A 15,474-nucleotide genomic window follows, 5' to 3' on the forward strand; every position below is an offset into this window, starting at 1 on the left:
GCTCATGCGTCGATCGATTCTCCTTGCCGTGGGGGCACGAGCCATCCGCACGCTGACGGCCGCGCGCTCGCACAGAGGCAGATACCCTGCCCGCGACCAGAATCGTGACTTCCTCGGTCCCGAACCGCGTGGCAAGGAGGCCCGGAAGTGGCACATCCGGGACAAGCGCAAGCTGTCGAACCGGCTCCGCGAGTTCTTCCTCTACTCGCCGGCGCTGGGGCACACCGTCGGCGTCCGGGTGCTCCTGCCGGGCGTTCCGCAGGAGGTCAGCCCCGTCATCCATCTCTATCACGGCGGCGGCGACGACTTCCGGTCGTGGACGGATTTCGGGGCGGCCGAAGAGCTCACCGACGATCTGCCCTACCTGGTCGTCATGCCCGAGGGCGGTGCCGGCACGTACTCGCGGTTGGCCGTCGGCGGCGGCGTCCACGACTGGCCGACCTTCCACACGGCCGAGATCCCGGAATTCCTGAAGAAGACGTACTCCGTGAGCTTCGAGCGCGAGGACCAGCTCCTCGCCGGCCTGTCGATGGGCGGCTACGGGGCCATGAAGTACGCCGCCTGGCATCCCGACCGCTTCGGTTCGGTCGCCGCATTCTCCTCCCCGCTCGATCCGCTGTCGGCCATTCCGGCGTTCGACATCATCGCCCTGCGCGAAGGGGCCAGAGCGATGACCTTGTTCGGCGATCCCGTCGCCGACCGCAGCGAGTGGATCGCCAATTCCCCCTACGGCCTCGCCGAGAACCTCCACGACGTCGACGTCTGGCTGAGTGCGGGTTCGGGAAGCATGTCGGAGACCAAGGATCGCGATCTCCTCGAGACGATGGTCAATCAGCAGGGCGAGCGCTTCGCCGCCCGTTTGGGCGAGCTGGGCATCAAGCACTCGTGGTTCCCCCGCTCAAGCGGCCTCCACAACTGGACGGCATGGCAGCGCGAATTGGCGGCATGGCTGGGTGCGCTGGAGCGCCGCCGCAACTACGGCGCGTCCGTCCGCCGCCGAGGCGCGGGAGACTTCGACCGCCGAGGCGCGGGAGAAAGCGAACGCCGAGGTGCGGGAGACTTCGACCCCCGAGGCGCGGGAGAAGGCGGGCGCCGAGGCGACCGTTCGGACCGCGCGATCGCCGACGGTGGCGAGTTCTCCTATCTCACGGGCCATGCCCTGTTCGAGATCCACGGCTGGCGCGTCGAGATCTCCCGGCGCCGGGCCCAGATCGTGCGGTTCGGCGACGTCAGCCCCGCCGGCTTCTCCCTGACCGGGACCGGCAGCTTCCGAGTCCGCACCCCGGGGCTGTTCCGGCCGGGCATGAAGTACGACATCTCGGTCTCAGGACCCTTGGGACCCAACGAGTACTCTCAACGGGCCGACAAGAAGGGACGCCTGACCTTCACGGGCCGTCTCGCCGCTGCGATGCATGATCCCATCATTCCCGGCAAGAGGACGAGGCATTTCTCGAGCGTGGGACAGGATGAGGTGACCACGGTGAGCATCGCCGCGACACAGGAGGAGACTGAGGCCGCATCGCTTGAGGACACGGAGCCCCTCGCCGGAGCCCCCAATGTTTCGAAACCGGCACACGCGGAGTCCGAAGCATGCCTCGACGGCGAATATAGTGAGAAAGGCCGCACGGCCCAGAACAGCTCCAGCAGCGGCTCCTCTCGATGGACCGAGGCTGACGAACCTTCGAGAGGTCAACCATGAAACGCGCACTCCCAGTCTTCGCCCTAGTCGTCGGCTTGGCCCTGACCGGCTGCTCCGGCAACGATTCCAAGCCCGCCGAATCGGGCGACAAGACCGAGGCCGGCACCTCCACCTCGGCGGCTCCGCAGGCTTCGCAGTTGAGCAAGGAACAGCTCACCACGGTCATCGAATCGACGAAGGTCGACGGCAAGACTTTCAAAGCAATGGATGCCGCCGCGGGCGGCGATGCTGCCAACACTGCGATGAAGGCCCTCGAGAGCGCCGAATTCTCCCCCGCCGAGTGCAAGGATCTGTCCTTGGCCGCCCTCAACGTCTCCCAGCAGAGCGGCGGCACCACCGTCACCGGCGTCGCAACCGACAACACGCTGAGCGTGGGACTGTCGAGCTTCGCCGACGAGGACGCGGCGGCCAAACAGCTGTCGACGGCGAGCAAGATCACCGAGAAGTGCGGCGAGGTCACCGTGAAAGCCAGCGGAATGGAGATGACCATGACCTCCGAGACTTTCGACGCCACTGTCGACGGAGCCGACGAGAGCGTCGGTGTCCGGGCCTCGATGGAGGCCGGCGGTCAGCCCGCCTTCACGACGGAGACAGTGACCAGCAGGACCGGGAACAATCTCGTCTCCGCCGTCAACCTGGCGCCCGAAGGAAAAGAGGAGGCAGCCGTGACCACTGCGCAGTCCTTCCTCGAAGCACTCAAGAACGCCGGCTGACTCAAGAACGCCGGCTGACTCAGGAACGCCGGCTGACTCAAGAACGCCGGCTGACTCAGGAACGCCGGCTGACTCAGGACCGTCGGACCACGGTCATGACCGCCGGCTGAGCAGGTGCGTCCAGCACTCCTGCAGCCGGCTCGACCACCAATCGCGGCGTCCCGGATCCACCGCCATCGTCTCCAGGCGGTCGGGGTCCGGGACGATTCGCGTGACGGGGATGCGGCCGTCCCGCGGATTGAGTCCACCCGCCGTGACATCCTCGGCGAACAGTCGGGCCGTCCCCAGCCCACATGCCGGCGAATCCCCGAGCAGCTCCCGGCTGCGTTCCGTCACCGGCAGGGTCGCCGCCAGCTTCGCTCCCGCCGCCAGGCCCACCGAGGACTCGAGTGCCGAGGACACGACTGCAGGCAGACCACAGGCCTCGACGACCGAGCGGGCGGTTGCGATTCCTCCGAGAGGCTGCACTTTGACCACGATCACCTCGGCAGCGCCCAGCTGCGCCACACGCAGAGGGTCCTCTGCCTTGCGGATCGATTCGTCCGCGGCGAGGACGATGGGGATCTCCTGTGCGGACAGAGTGGCCCGCAGTCGAGCCATGTCCTCGACCGCGGCCACCGGCTGTTCGAAGTACTGCAGGCCGAACCCGGCGAATGCCTCGCACGCCCGTTCCGCCTCGGTGAGCGAGTAGCCGGCATTGGCGTCGAGGCGCAGCGTCGTCGTCGGGAACAGGCGCCGGAACTCCCGCAGGCGGTCCAGGTCCTCCGGCAGGGAGTCTATGCCATGTTCGGCGACTTTGGCTTTGACCGTCCCGACCGAGCCGTATCGGTCGAGGATCTGCTCGACGTCGGCGACCAGACAGGCAGGCAGGGTGGCGTTGACCTCGATGCTGTTCGAGGTGTGAGGCCGGGCCGAGGTGCGATCCTCGAGCGGCGGGGCCGAGCCACCATCGGACGGCGGGGCCGCGTCCGAGTCCCCCGGCAGGAGTCCCGCGAATTCGAGTGCCGCGTGCAGCCACCGGGAGGCTTCGGGCGCCCTGTACTCGGTGAACGGTGAGAACTCCGCCCATCCGTCGGGGCCTTCGAACAGCAGCACCTCACGCTCGGTGGTTCCACGGAATCGGGTCACCATCGGCAGTCGGAGGACATGGAAGCGGGGCAGCAGATCGGTGATGTGCGTGGGCAGACTCTCGGCCATGGCCCCACCCTATCGGCTCGGGGCCAGGCGATAGGCTGGAGCAATGACGGTTTCAGACATCTTCGACCCGACCCTGTGGCGCGAAGTCTCCGGCTTCGACTTCACCGACATCACCTACCACCGCGCGGTCAATCCCGACGGCAGCGACCTCGGCTGCGTCCGCATCGCCTTCGACCGTCCGGAGGTGCGCAACGCCTTCCGCCCGCACACAGTCGACGAGCTCTACCGCGCTCTCGACCACGCCCGCCAGACCTCCGACGTCGGGACCGTGCTGCTGACCGGCAACGGTCCCAGCGAGCGCGACGGCGGCTGGGCGTTCTGCTCCGGCGGCGACCAGCGCATCCGCGGCCGCTCCGGCTACCAGTACGCCAGCGGTGAGACCCGCGAATCCGTCGATCCCGCCCGCGCCGGTCGCCTCCACATCCTCGAGGTCCAGCGCCTCATCCGCACCATGCCGAAGGTCGTCATCGCGGTCGTCCCCGGTTGGGCGGCCGGCGGTGGGCACAGTCTCCATGTCGTCTGCGACATGACCATCGCCTCCCGTCAGCACGCGAAGTTCAAGCAGACCGACGCCGATGTCGGCTCCTACGATGCCGGCTACGGCTCCGCGTACCTCGCCAAGCTCGTCGGGCAGAAGAGGGCCCGTGAGATCTTCTTCCTCGGCCGCACCTACTCCGCACAGGAGATGGCGGACATGGGTGCCGTCAACGAGGTCGTCGACCACGAACAGCTCGAGACCGCGGCACTGACCATGGCGCGGGAGATCCTCGGCAAGTCCCCCAACGCACAGCGCATGCTCAAGTTCGCGTTCAACCTCGTCGACGACGGACTGATGGGCCAGCAGGTCTTCGCCGGGGAGGCGACCCGCCTGGGCTACATGACCGACGAGGCGGTCGAGGGCCGCGACGCCTTCCTCGAGAAGCGCGACCCCGACTGGTCCCCCTTCCCCTGGTACTACTGACCAGCAGTTCACTGACCCCATGCCCCACCACAGCATCGACCCGACGGACCTGCCGAACGCCATCGACCGTGCGCTGGACGGCCGGTCGATCCTCGTCCTCCCCCGCACCCGCGAGGGCGCGATCGCCGAGGTGGACTCCCATACGTTCGCAGGCGAGCATCCGCCCGCGCTCATCCTCCGCACTTCCGGGTCGACCGGGGCGCCCAAAGCCGTCGCCCTGTCCGCAAAAGCCCTGACCACCTCGGCACGGGCGACGGAGAGATTCCTCTCCGGCCCAGGAGTCTGGTACCTGACCCTGCCGGTCAACCACATCGCGGGGTTCCAGGTCGAATTCCGCGCCCACCTTGCCGGACGCGCACCCATCCGCACCACCTCGGCGAGGTTCACGGCGGCGACCTTCACCGCCGACGTCGAGCAGCTCCTCGACTGGGCTCGGGACAGTGCCGGCCCCAGCTACACCTCGCTCGTCCCGACCCAGCTGCACCGCGTACTCGACGACCCGCGGGCGACGCGGGCGGCCGCCGGCATCGATGCGATCCTCCTCGGCGGATCCGCAGTGCCGCCGGCGCTCCTCGACCGGGCCGAGGAAGCGGGACTGCGGATCGTGCGCACCTACGGGATGAGCGAGACCGCCGGCGGCTGCGTCTACGACGGGGTCCCCTTCGACGGGGTCGACGTCACGATCACCGAGGCGGGCACGATCGACCTGCGCGGCGACGTCGTCGCGGACTCCTATGTCGAGTTCACCGACGACGGCCTCATCCGACCGGTCGCCTCCTCGGACCTGACCGTCGAGGACGGTGTCCGAACGATGCACACCAGCGACCTCGGCCGCCTCGACGTCGGCGTGCTCAGCGTGCTCGGCCGCGCCGACGACATCATCGTCTCCGGCGGCACCAACGTCTCCCCGCATGCCCTGGAGACTGAGCTGCTGAGATCGTGGCAGAACCATGCCATCGCCGAGGTGCTCGTCACCTCGGTGCCCGACGACGAGTGGGGGCAGCGGGTCGTCGCCCTCGTCCGACTCGCCGCGGAAGCCGCTGAGAGTGTCGCGGAAGCCGCAGGTCTGCCGCGGGACCCGCGGTCCCGGGCCAGGCATCTCAATGCGTTCGCGACCCGCTCCCAGGGTCAGTTCCTGCCGCATCTCGTGTTCGTGGTGCCCGAGATCCCCCTCCGCTCGATCGGCAAGCCCGACCGTCGGGCGGCAGCGGTTCTGGCTGCGAACGAGGCGGCCGAGCTGTCGAATACCGTTGACGATGATCCATCTGTACTATGAGACGGTTCTCTTCGTCCAAGGAAGGCCTCGACACCCATGGCCAGTGCTGCGCAATGGCTCTCCGGAGCCCGTCTTCGTACCTTGCCGTTGGCGATCGCTCCCGTCCTCATCGGCACCGGGGCGGCGATCGGAAGCGTCGGCGGACTCTCGGCCTTCATCATCGGGGACTTCACGAAGAACGGCCACACGCACTCACTCGGCCTGATCCTGTTCAAGGCCCTGCTGGCGCTCATCGTCTCGCTCAGCCTGCAGATCGGGTCGAACTTCGCCAATGACTACTCCGACGGCATCCGAGGCACGGATGACGAGCGCGTCGGCCCGCTACGCCTGACCGCCTCAGGTCTGGCGGAACCGGCCGCGGTCAAGAAGGCGGCATTCATCTTCTTCGGCATCGCCGGTGTCGCCGGTCTCGCCCTGGTCATCCTCTCTCAGGCCTGGTGGTTCCTGGCCGTGGGAGCGGCAGCCGTCGCCGCGGCCTGGTTCTACACGGGTGGGAAGAAGCCCTACGGGTACATGGGCCTGGGTGAGGTCTTCGTGTTCATCTTCTTCGGCCTCGTCGCCACCCTCGGCACCATGTGGATGCAGGTCGGAAACCTCAGCCTGAGCGGATGGGCCGGGGCCGTGGCGATCGGCTGCCTCGCCTCGGCGGTGCTCATGGTCAACAACCTCCGCGACATTCCCACGGACGTCGAGGCCAACAAGATCACCCTGGCGGTGCGGATGGGCGACGAGGGCGCCCGCACCGCCTATGCGGCCCTCGTGCTCGTCCCGTTCGCCCTGCTGGCCCTGGCGATCATCGACGGGCACCCTGCGGCCGCCTTGGCGGTCCTTGCCCTCGTGCTCGCCCTGTCCCCGCTGAAGATCGTACTGCGGGGAACAACCGGGCCGGGCCTGATTCCGCCGATCAAGTCGACAGGGCTGACAGCCCTGTGCTTCGCGGCCCTGCTGGGCCTGGGCCTCTCGCTCTGAGCAGACTGTGTGTTCGCAGTCTGACCGGGCACTGTCCTCCGCGCTCCGAGGACGAGGGGCTGTCGCTGAGCCGGGAGCGTCAGAGGCCGTTGTCGACGATGCGGTCCTCGGTCGCCTCGTCGGTGGATTTCGGCTTCTTCGCTTGAGCCCGCCGGGTCAGGCGGCCCTCGATGTCGGCGGCGACCTGTGCTCGCATGCGGCCCAGGAACAGGTAGCTCAGCAGCGCCCCGATCAGGATGGCGGCGACGGCCATGACGAGGGTGAATCCGAGGAATGGGAACAGAATCAGGCCGACGGCGACGATGATGCCGAGCCGGGCCAGGGTGTAGATCCAGAAGCTGCGCATTGAATACATTTTAGCCGCTCGGTACAAGGGGTATTCCCATGGGATGGCTGAGTTCCTGCTCAGGTTCGTCGACTATCCTGGATGCATGGCTCGACTACTCATCGCCGGGATCGTCTTGGCTGCGGCGATCACCCTGTACGGACTGTTCGACTGTCTGTTGCGCGACCGTGGCTTGGTGCGAGTCCTGCCCAAACCCGTTTGGGCCCTCATCATCCTTCTCATCCCGCTGCTGGGCTTCGGCCTCTGGTACGTGTTCGGCCGCGGAACCGAAGACAAGCCCACCACGCCCCCGCGCTCGGGCCCCACAGCTCCCGACGACGACCCGGACTACCTGCGCAAGGTCGCCCGTGATGTCCAGTTCGGCAAGCACGTCCCGCGCACGCCCGAACCCGAGGACACGGCCAACACCGACGAGTCCGAGACGACCGAGAAGAACGAGTCGCAGGGTGAGGACAGCACCACCGACGACGGGCCGGACGAGCACGGCTCGGAAGGAACCAAGGGCGAGGGCCGCGGCCAGGCAGGCTGACGGTTTCGTTTCCCCACTCCTCAGAGAGTCTGCATGGGCAGCGCTTCTGCATAGGCAGCACACACAGCTGAGCGCTATTCACATCATTGCAATGGTGTGAATAGCGCTCAGTTGTGTGCCGTGCGAGAGTCAGCAGCCAGGGGCTGCAGCGGGCCAGCGGGACGCCGGTCAGCGAGCCGCCAGCCAGCGGGCGACATCAGGCCAGCGGGGCCGCCGAGGCGGGCGTGCGAGTCGCGCAGGGCCGCCCACGCCACCCACACTGTCGCCCGTTACAGCCCCGAGTACGAATGCAGGCCGTTGAAGTAGACGTTGACGACGGTGAAGTTGAAGATCACCGAGGCGATGCCGATGAGGTTGAGCACCGCCACCTTCGTCGGGCCCCAGCCGCGGGTGGCCCTGGCGTGCAGGTACGCCGCGTAGACGACCCAGACGACGAACGTCCAGATCTCCTTCGAGTCCCAGCCCCAGTAGCGGCTCCAGGCGACCTCGGCCCAGATCGCGCCGGCGATGAGGGTGAACGTCCAGGTGATGAATCCGACCGCGGCGATCGTGTACGAGACGCGCTCGATGTCCGTGCTCGCGGGCAGGCGTTTGGTGAAGCGCAGCCACTTCGGCGCCCGGTCCTCGTAGCGGGCCTTGAGGATCTGGAACACCGCGAGGATGGCCGAGATGTAGAGCAGCGCCGTCGAGAGGATGGCGATGGGCACGTGGATGGCGATCCAGTACGACTGCAGCGCCGGGATCAGCTGCGCGGCGGGAGTGTAGAAGACCGTGATCGACAGCCCCAGGGACAGCAGCACCCCACCGGCCACGAAGGTTCCCAGGTAGCGGACGTCCTTGCGGATGTTGACGATGAGATAGACGACGACGGTGATCGCGGTGGCGGTGAGGATGTACTCCATCATGTTGCCCCACGGCACCCGCATCACCGACAGCGCTCGGGTGAGCACCGCCGCGACGTGCAGCAGGGCGGCGAGGACGAGCAGAGAGGTGCCGACGCGGGCAGCGCGCCGGGCCCGCTCGGCGCCGTGTCTCGAGGCGGCGTCGTCCGAACCGGTGTCGTCCGAACCGCCGGTCGCGGTGTCCGGGGCGTCGAGCACGGCGGTGGCCGTCTTCCGGCTCGTCCGGCGCACGCTCAACGGCTTCGACTCGGCCGACGTGACTTCGCTCTGCTTTAGCTCCCGCCCGCCGAAGAGGTCGAACGCGTAGGCGATCATCGCGATCGCGTAGACGATCATCGCCGAGACGATGAGCTGATTCGACCACATCGCGAGGTCAGTGTTGACGTCCATTAGTCCTCCGGATCACTTGCGTTCGATCGCGCTCGGTCCCGTTCGCCGACTCGGCATTCGCCGACTCAATCACGTTCGGAGGCAATTCTACTCCCGGTAGTAGAAGTCCTCGAATCCTCCGCCGAGGCGGGCCCTCCATCCCGCAGGTCCGCAGCGAGGTCCTTCGCGGCCCGCTCAACCATCGGGTCCTCGCCTCGGGCCAGCGCCGCGACTTCGACTCGGCCGTCGGCGACCCGGACCCACATCCGCCTGCGCGGGACGAACAGCGACAGTCCCAGACCGAGCAGCACGCAGATCGCGCTGACGAGCATGAGGCCCTGGGTCGGATCCTGCGAGATGTCGACCGCAACGTAGCGCTTGACCCCGTCGAACGTGACCGAACCGCCGTTCGGCAGCTGCTGCGTCTGGCCGACGCCCAGCTCCAGGACGAGCGGTTCGCCGCTCGCGTCCGTCATCTGGGTCATCGAGTCGGCTTCGAGGGTGTACACCGATTGCGGAACCCCGGAATCGAGTCCCAGGTCCCCCGTGTACCCGCTCATCACCAGGTAGGGATTGCGCAGCTCGGCGAAGCTCGAGACCAGCTCACCCTTGTCGTTCTGCGTCGCCGTGGGCAGGAACACCCCGACGAAGCCCATCTGCGTGCCTGCCGCGTCGGGCACCTTGATGACGCCCTCCGAGGTGTAGCCGGGACCTCCGTCCGGCACGAACACCGTCGGCCCCGACTGGACGACCTTTCCGGTCGCGTCCCTGACGGTGACCTCCGGGGCGTAGCCGTTGCCGGTCAGGTACACGCCGGTCCCGCCGACCCGGACGGGTTCGTTGACCTTGAGGGTGTGGTTCTCGCTCCGGCCGTCGACTGTCGTGGTCACCTCGGCTTCGAAGACCCGTGGCTGCCCGAACTGGGCGCCGGGTGAGTCCGCGTCGAACGCCGAGGTGAACTTGTCGAGGGTGAGGCGGAAGTCGGGCAGGGTGTCCGGGTCGTAGTACGCGCCCGGTTCGAAGGAATCGTAGGCGACCAGGGAGTTCGTGAAGGTGTCGCCCTCGATGAGGATCCGCTGCCCCTGATAGCCGAACAGTGAGCCGATTGCCATCGTCAGCGTCGCCACCAGCAGGGAGATGTGGAAGACGAGGTTGCCCGTCTCCCGCAGGTAGCCGCGTTCCGCGGCGACGTGGTCGCCGTGGCGGGCGGTCCGGTAGCCGAGCTTGCGCAGGCGCGTCTGCGCGGTGTCGAGGAACTCCTGCGAATCCGTCGCCGAGGTGAACGCCACGTATCCAGGCATCCGCCCCAACCGCCTCGGCGCCTTGGGCGGTGCCGAGCGCATCGCCTTCCAATGCTGGGCCGAGCGCGGGATCACGCACCCGACGAGGGAGATCATGAGGAGGAGATAGATGGAGGAGAACCAGATCGACGAGTAGACGTCGAACATCTGGATGGTGTCGAGGAACTGCCCCCAGGCGCCGTTGTCCTCGAGGAAGCGGGTGACGCGTCCCGGGTCCTGGATCCGCTGCGGCAGGAGGGAGCCGGGGATCGCGGCCAGCGCGAGGATGAGGAGCAGGATGAGGGCCACCCGCATCGTGGTCAGCTGCCGCCAGGCCCATCGGCACATGCCGAAGAAGCCCAGCTGCGGCTGGGTCGCCGTCGATTTGTCCACTAGATCACCACTTCGAATCCGCTGATCGCACCCTGCAGGGTGGTCAGCCACAGTGTCCACAGACCGGAGGCCATGATGGCGCCGAGGATGATGAGCAGCACTCCCCCGGTCCGCACGATCGCGGTCTGATGTTCTCGAACCCAGGTCAGGCGGCCGGCGCCTTTGTGAATCGCCAGGGCGAGGAGGATGAACGGCACCCCGAGGCCGAGGCAGTAGACGAACGCGAGCAGGGCACCGCGCCAGATCGTGCCGTCGGAGCCGAAGCTGACCGACAGGCTGAGCACCGCCGACAGAGTCGGACCCACGCAGGGGGCCCAGCCCAGGGCGAAGGTCGCGCCGAGCAGCGGCGCGCCCCACAGTCCCGCCTTGGGTCTGGCGTGGATGCGGTGTTCGGACTGGAGCAGGCCGATGCCGCCCATGAAGACGAAGCCGGCGATGATGACGACGACGCCGAGCACCCGGATGAGGATGCCCTGCCATTGGGAGAACAGCGCGCCGAGCGCGGAGAACGCTGTGCCCAGGGCCACGAACACGATCGTGAAGCCGAGCACGAACAGGGCGATGCCGACGACGACGCGCCAGGTCTCCTTGTCTTTGAGCGAGGATCCGCTGAGGCCTGTGACGTAGCCGACGTAGCCGGGGACCAGCGGCAGCACGCAGGGTGAGAGGAAGGACACCAGTCCCGCCAGCGCCGCCGCTCCCGCCGCCAGCAGCAGCGGGCCGCCGAGCACGAGCCCTGCGAACTGCGAACCGAGCCCCGTCACCTAGGCCTGCACATCCTCGATGAGACCGCGCAGAGTCGACTCGTCGACCTCACCGACGACGCGGGCCGCGGCCCGCCCCTCGGCGTCGAGGACCACGGTCGAGGGGGTGGCCTGCGGGGGCAGGACGCCGGACAGCAGCGCCACCATGTCCCCGCTCGTGTCGAGCATATTGGGATAGGGGATCTGGTAGTTGGAGATGAACGCGCCGGCCGCAGCCTCCTGATCGCGGACGTTGACGCCGATGAACTGCACCTTCTGACCGAACTCATCGGCGAGTGCCTTGAGCGCCGGCGCCTCCTTCCGGCACGGCGGGCAGGCCGCGTACCAGAGGTTGATGACCACAGGGGTGGGCCGCAGATCGGCCAGGGACATCTCCTTGCCGTCCAGGGTCGTGAACTCAAGCTCCAGGGGTTCGCCGCGCTTGTCCTTCGGCACCTGGGAGACGACTCCGGAACCGGAGACATAGCCCTGGTCGGACCCGGCCTGGGAGGCCAGTTCGTCGTTCTCGCTGCAGGCGGTGAGCAGAAGGGCCGCACCGCCGATCAGTCCGGTGCTCAGAAGTGTGCGCCGATTCATGCCCCCGCCACCGCTTGATCGGGCTGCAGATCGGGGCAGATGCTCTCGTAACTCACGGACACCAGTGTGGAGGAGTCGAATGTGAAAGTCGTGACAGACGCCAGGTCGCACTCCCGCCGGCGCGGGTCGTGGAAGAGCGAGCGCCCCTCGGCGGAGAGCCGGGTCATCCAGATCGGCAGCTGGTGGGTGACGATGACGCCTTCGGCCTCGGGGCCGTGGGCCTCGAGCTTCGCTCGCAGGCTCGCCATCGCCGCAGACATCCGCAGCACGATCTGCTTGTAGGGCTCGCCCCAGGACGGGGTGAACGGGTTGTACAGGCGCATGAGGTTCTTCGGGGCGGCCAGCCGCCGGCTGTTGACCTGCTGGCCCTGGAAGGAGTTCGCCGCCTCGATCACCCGGTCGTCGGTGAACACCGGCAGGTCGAGCCGCTCCTGCAGGGGCGCGATCGTCTGCTGCGCCCGCTCCAGGGGCGAGCACACGAGTTCGACGGGCGCTTTGTCGGCGGTGGCGAAGTGCTCCCCGACCCGACGGGCCATCTCGTGCCCGCGTTCGGTCAGACCGAAGTTCGGCAGCCGGCCGTAGAGAACCCGGTCTGGGTTGTCGACCTCGCCGTGGCGCACCAGATGGATGACGCTCATGACCGACCCCCCGAGCCGGCGCCGGCCGCGGCGGCAGCGGCGGCCGCCGCGGGCAGGGCCGCGATGATCCTCTCGAGGATCTCATCGGTGTGGGCCAGCGACAGGAACCAGGCCTCGAAGGCGCTCGGCGGCATGTGGATGCCCTGATCGAGCATCGAGTTGAAGAACGCCGAGTACTGGCCGACGTTCTGCGCCCGGGCGTCGTCGTAGTTGGTGACCTCGCGGTCGGTGAAGAAGACGGAGAACATCGAGTTGGCGGACTGGATGACGTGGGCGACGCCCTCGGCCTCCAGGCTTGCGGCGACAGCGGGCCGCAGCACGTCGGCCGCCCGTTCGATGTGGGAGTAGACGTCGAGCTCTCGCGTCAGCTTCAGCGTCGTCAGCCCCGCAGCGGTCGCCACGGGGTTCCCCGACAGGGTGCCGGCCTGGTAGACGGGACCTGCCGGGGCCAGGTGGGCCATCACCTCGGCGCGGCCGCCGAAGGCAGCGGCCGGGAAGCCGCCGCCCATCACCTTGCCGAAGGTGAACAGGTCGGCGGGCCCGTCGGGGTAGCCCAGGGTCTGCGACTCGTGGCCGTACCAGCCCGCGGCGGAGACGCGGAAGCCGGTCATCACCTCGTCGCTGATCATCAGTGCGCCGTGGGCCTTGGTCAGGCGGCGGATGGTGTTGGTGAAGCCGTCACGGGGTGGCACGACGCCCATGTTGCCGGGGCTGGCCTCGGTGATGACGCAGGCGATCTCGTCACCGTGCTCGGCGAACACCGCCTCCAGCGCTTCGGCGTCGTTGTAGTCGACGACAATGGTGTCCTGCGCCTGGGCGCCGGTCACCCCCGGGGTGTCGGGCAGGGAGAAGGTGGCCAGTCCGGACCCGGCCTGCGCGAGCAGAGAGTCCACGTGCCCGTGGTAGCAGCCGGCGAACTTGACGATCTTCGCCCGGCCGGTGAAGCCGCGGGCCAGGCGGATGGCGCTCATCGTCGCCTCGGTTCCCGAGGACACGAGCCGCACCTGGTCGACGGGCTCGATGCGGGACACGATCTCCTCGGCGAGTTCCACCTCCCCCGCGGACGGGGTGCCGAAGGAGAACCCACGTCCGGCGGCGTCCTGGACGGCGGCGAGCACCTCGGGGCGGGAGTGGCCGAGGATCATCGGTCCCCACGAGCCGATGAGGTCGATGTACTCGTTGCCGTCGACGTCGCGCAGCCACGCCCCCTCCGCCGAGGCGATGAACCGCGGGGTGCCTCCGACGGCCTTGAACGCGCGCACGGGCGAGTTCACTCCCCCGGGGATGACGCGCTCGGCGCGATCGAACAGTGCGGCCGACTGTGCTGTCTCCGTCATGGTGTCTCCTCAGTTCGCAGGTGGGTCGTGACCTTGTCGTGCATCTGGGTCATGCCCTGGTTTCGCAGGTGGGTCGTGACCTTGTCGAATATGCGACCCAGTGTCGCCATCTCGTCCGCGTCGAGCAAATCGACGAGGTGGTGGCGCACGCTCTCGACGTGGTCGGGGGCGCAGCTCCGCAGCAGGTCCCAGCCGGCCTCGGTCATGACGCAGTTGACTCCGCGTCCGTCCTCGGCGATCGGGACCCGTCTCAGCAGTCCGCGCTTCTCCATCCGGGCCACGCAGTGGGTCAGGCGGGAGCGCGACATCGTGGTGTCGGTGGCGAGCAGCGCCATGCGCATCGTGTGGTCCTCGTGCTCGGACAGCCGCACAAGGATCTCGTATTCGGGCATCCCGATGCCGTGCTGCTCCCGCAGCTCCCTGTCGAGGGCGATGGAGAGGAGTTCGCTGCCGGTGAGGAAGCTGCGCCAGGCCAGCTGCTCGTCCCGGCTCAGCCACTGCGGCTCCGTCATCGCTCTGTCCCGGCCGGACCTGCCCCGGCGGTCCCGTGCAGACGCTGGGCGACCTCGGTGGCCCAGTAGGTGAGGATCGCGTCGGCGCCGGCGCGTTTGAAGGCGATGAGGGATTCGTCGATGGCGCGTTCGCGGTCGATGGCCCCTGCTGCCGCGGCGAATTCGATCATCGCGTACTCGCCGGAGACCTGGTAGGTCCACACGGGCACGGGAGATTCGGCGGCCACCTCGGCGAGGACGTCGAGGTAGGGCAGTCCGGGTTTGACCATGACGATGTCGGCGCCTTCGGCCAGGTCGAGGTCGAGCTCGCGCAGCGCCTCCCGTCCGTTCGCGGGATCCTGCTGATAGGTCAGGCGGTCGCCCTTGAGCTCCGAGTCCACGGCTTCGCGGAAGGGGCCGTAGAACGCCGAGGCGTACTTCGCGGTGTAGCCCATGATGACGACGTCGGGGAATCCGGCCGCATCGAGGGCGTCGCGGCAGACGCCGACCTGGGCGTCCATCATCCCGGACAGGCCGATGACGTGGGCTCCGGCCTTCGCCTGCGCCACGGCCATCGAGGCGTAGCGGTCCAGGGTGGCGTCGTTGTCGACTCCGCCGCGCGCGTCGAGCACCCCGCAGTGGCCGTGGGAGGTGAACTCGTCGAGGCAGAGGTCGGCCATGATGACCGTGTCCTCGCCGAGGTGGGAGTGCAGTTGCCTGATCGCGCGGTTGAGGATCCCCTCGGGGGCGTCGGCCTGTGATCCCGTCTCGTCCTTGTGCTCGGGGATGCCGAAGAGCATGAGTCCGCCGACCCCGGCGGCCACGGCCTCCTCGGCGGCGGTGAGCAGGGAGTCGAGGGTGTGCTGGACGACCCCGGGCATGCCGGTCAGGGGCGCGGGCTCACTCAGAGTCTCCTTGACGAACATCGGCAGGATGAGGTCGGCCGGGTGCAGGCGCACCTCGGACACGAGCCTGCGCAGCGCGGGGCTCGTGCGCAGTCGGCGGGGACGGACGGTCCCGGGGACGAGAGTCAT

Annotated in this window: 16 protein-coding genes; 6 read left to right on the forward strand and 10 right to left on the reverse strand. The window is 68.1% G+C overall.

Annotation, left to right across the window (positions count from 1 at the left end):
- The first annotated feature begins 4 nt into the window (after positions 1 to 4).
- Both RIT73_RS02720 and RIT73_RS02725 read left to right on the forward strand, forming a co-directional pair.
- Positions 5 to 1,699 carry an alpha/beta hydrolase family protein gene (locus RIT73_RS02720; protein ID WP_309130514.1) on the forward strand — a complete coding sequence of 565 codons (1,695 nt, stop codon included), beginning with the start codon at positions 5 to 7 and terminating at the stop codon, positions 1,697 to 1,699.
- A complete protein-coding gene (locus tag RIT73_RS02725) occupies positions 1,696 to 2,412 on the forward strand; it encodes a hypothetical protein (RefSeq protein ID WP_309130515.1) in 717 nt (238 codons plus the stop codon). Before RIT73_RS02720 ends, RIT73_RS02725 begins: the two co-directional genes overlap by 4 nt.
- A 93-nt stretch (positions 2,413 to 2,505) precedes the next feature.
- On the opposite strand, the gene RIT73_RS02730 is transcribed toward RIT73_RS02725, so the two are convergent.
- Positions 2,506 to 3,609, reverse strand: a complete 1,104-nt coding sequence (locus tag RIT73_RS02730) for an o-succinylbenzoate synthase (protein WP_309130516.1) — start codon at positions 3,607 to 3,609, stop codon at positions 2,506 to 2,508.
- Positions 3,610 to 3,652: 43 nt separating this feature from the next.
- Here RIT73_RS02730 and RIT73_RS02735 point away from each other — a divergent pair, with 43 nt between their 5' ends.
- Genes RIT73_RS02735 through RIT73_RS02745 form a run of 3 tightly spaced genes read left to right on the forward strand, consistent with a single transcriptional unit; the run spans position 3,653 to position 6,815 of the window.
- Entirely contained in the window at positions 3,653 to 4,570 is a 918-nt protein-coding gene (locus RIT73_RS02735) for a 1,4-dihydroxy-2-naphthoyl-CoA synthase (protein ID WP_309130517.1), read from the forward strand.
- Between the two features lie 19 nt (positions 4,571 to 4,589).
- Positions 4,590 to 5,846 (forward strand): AMP-binding protein, encoded by a 1,257-nt coding sequence (locus RIT73_RS02740; protein ID WP_309130518.1) that lies wholly within the window; start codon positions 4,590 to 4,592, stop codon positions 5,844 to 5,846.
- A gap of 36 nt (positions 5,847 to 5,882) precedes the next feature.
- A complete protein-coding gene (locus tag RIT73_RS02745) occupies positions 5,883 to 6,815 on the forward strand; it encodes a 1,4-dihydroxy-2-naphthoate polyprenyltransferase (RefSeq protein WP_309130519.1) in 933 nt (310 codons plus the stop codon).
- A gap of 79 nt (positions 6,816 to 6,894) precedes the next feature.
- Here the strand turns inward: RIT73_RS02745 and RIT73_RS02750 are convergent, their stop codons facing one another.
- Positions 6,895 to 7,161, reverse strand: a complete 267-nt coding sequence (locus RIT73_RS02750; RefSeq protein ID WP_309130520.1) for a DUF4229 domain-containing protein — start codon at positions 7,159 to 7,161, stop codon at positions 6,895 to 6,897.
- Between the two features lie 85 nt (positions 7,162 to 7,246).
- Between RIT73_RS02750 and RIT73_RS02755 the strand changes: the two genes are divergently transcribed.
- Positions 7,247 to 7,690, forward strand: a complete 444-nt coding sequence (locus RIT73_RS02755) for a PLDc N-terminal domain-containing protein (protein ID WP_309130521.1) — start codon at positions 7,247 to 7,249, stop codon at positions 7,688 to 7,690.
- A gap of 269 nt (positions 7,691 to 7,959) precedes the next feature.
- On the opposite strand, the gene ccsB is transcribed toward RIT73_RS02755, so the two are convergent.
- The 8 genes from ccsB to hemB form a co-directional block, all read right to left on the reverse strand.
- A complete protein-coding gene (gene ccsB, locus RIT73_RS02760) occupies positions 7,960 to 8,982 on the reverse strand; it encodes a c-type cytochrome biogenesis protein CcsB (protein WP_309130522.1) in 1,023 nt (340 codons plus the stop codon).
- A 65-nt stretch (positions 8,983 to 9,047) separates the two neighbouring features.
- Positions 9,048 to 10,634 carry a cytochrome c biogenesis protein ResB gene (locus tag RIT73_RS02765; protein ID WP_309130523.1) on the reverse strand — a complete coding sequence of 529 codons (1,587 nt, stop codon included), beginning with the start codon at positions 10,632 to 10,634 and terminating at the stop codon, positions 9,048 to 9,050.
- Positions 10,634 to 11,398, reverse strand: coding sequence for a cytochrome c biogenesis protein CcdA (locus RIT73_RS02770; RefSeq protein WP_309130524.1), 765 nt, complete (start codon positions 11,396 to 11,398; stop codon positions 10,634 to 10,636). Before RIT73_RS02770 ends, RIT73_RS02765 begins: the two co-directional genes overlap by 1 nt.
- Positions 11,399 to 11,974 carry a TlpA disulfide reductase family protein gene (locus RIT73_RS02775; RefSeq protein WP_309130525.1) on the reverse strand — a complete coding sequence of 192 codons (576 nt, stop codon included), beginning with the start codon at positions 11,972 to 11,974 and terminating at the stop codon, positions 11,399 to 11,401. It abuts the gene before it with no gap.
- The gene (locus tag RIT73_RS02780) at positions 11,971 to 12,612 is read right to left on the reverse strand and encodes a histidine phosphatase family protein (RefSeq protein WP_309130526.1); all 642 of its coding nucleotides are present in this window, start codon (positions 12,610 to 12,612) and stop codon (positions 11,971 to 11,973) included. Before RIT73_RS02780 ends, RIT73_RS02775 begins: the two co-directional genes overlap by 4 nt.
- Positions 12,609 to 13,949, reverse strand: coding sequence for a glutamate-1-semialdehyde 2,1-aminomutase (hemL, locus tag RIT73_RS02785; protein WP_309130527.1), 1,341 nt, complete (start codon positions 13,947 to 13,949; stop codon positions 12,609 to 12,611). Before hemL ends, RIT73_RS02780 begins: the two co-directional genes overlap by 4 nt.
- On the reverse strand, positions 13,946 to 14,461 hold the full coding sequence (locus RIT73_RS02790; RefSeq protein WP_309130528.1) for a MarR family winged helix-turn-helix transcriptional regulator: 516 nt from the start codon (positions 14,459 to 14,461) through the stop codon (positions 13,946 to 13,948). The genes hemL and RIT73_RS02790 overlap by 4 nt, the downstream gene beginning before the upstream one ends.
- A complete protein-coding gene (hemB, locus tag RIT73_RS02795; protein ID WP_309130529.1) occupies positions 14,458 to 15,474 on the reverse strand; it encodes a porphobilinogen synthase in 1,017 nt (338 codons plus the stop codon). Before hemB ends, RIT73_RS02790 begins: the two co-directional genes overlap by 4 nt.

The sequence above is a fragment of the Brevibacterium sp. genome, assembly GCF_031179145.1.
In the GTDB taxonomy this organism is placed as follows: domain Bacteria; phylum Actinomycetota; class Actinomycetes; order Actinomycetales; family Brevibacteriaceae; genus Brevibacterium.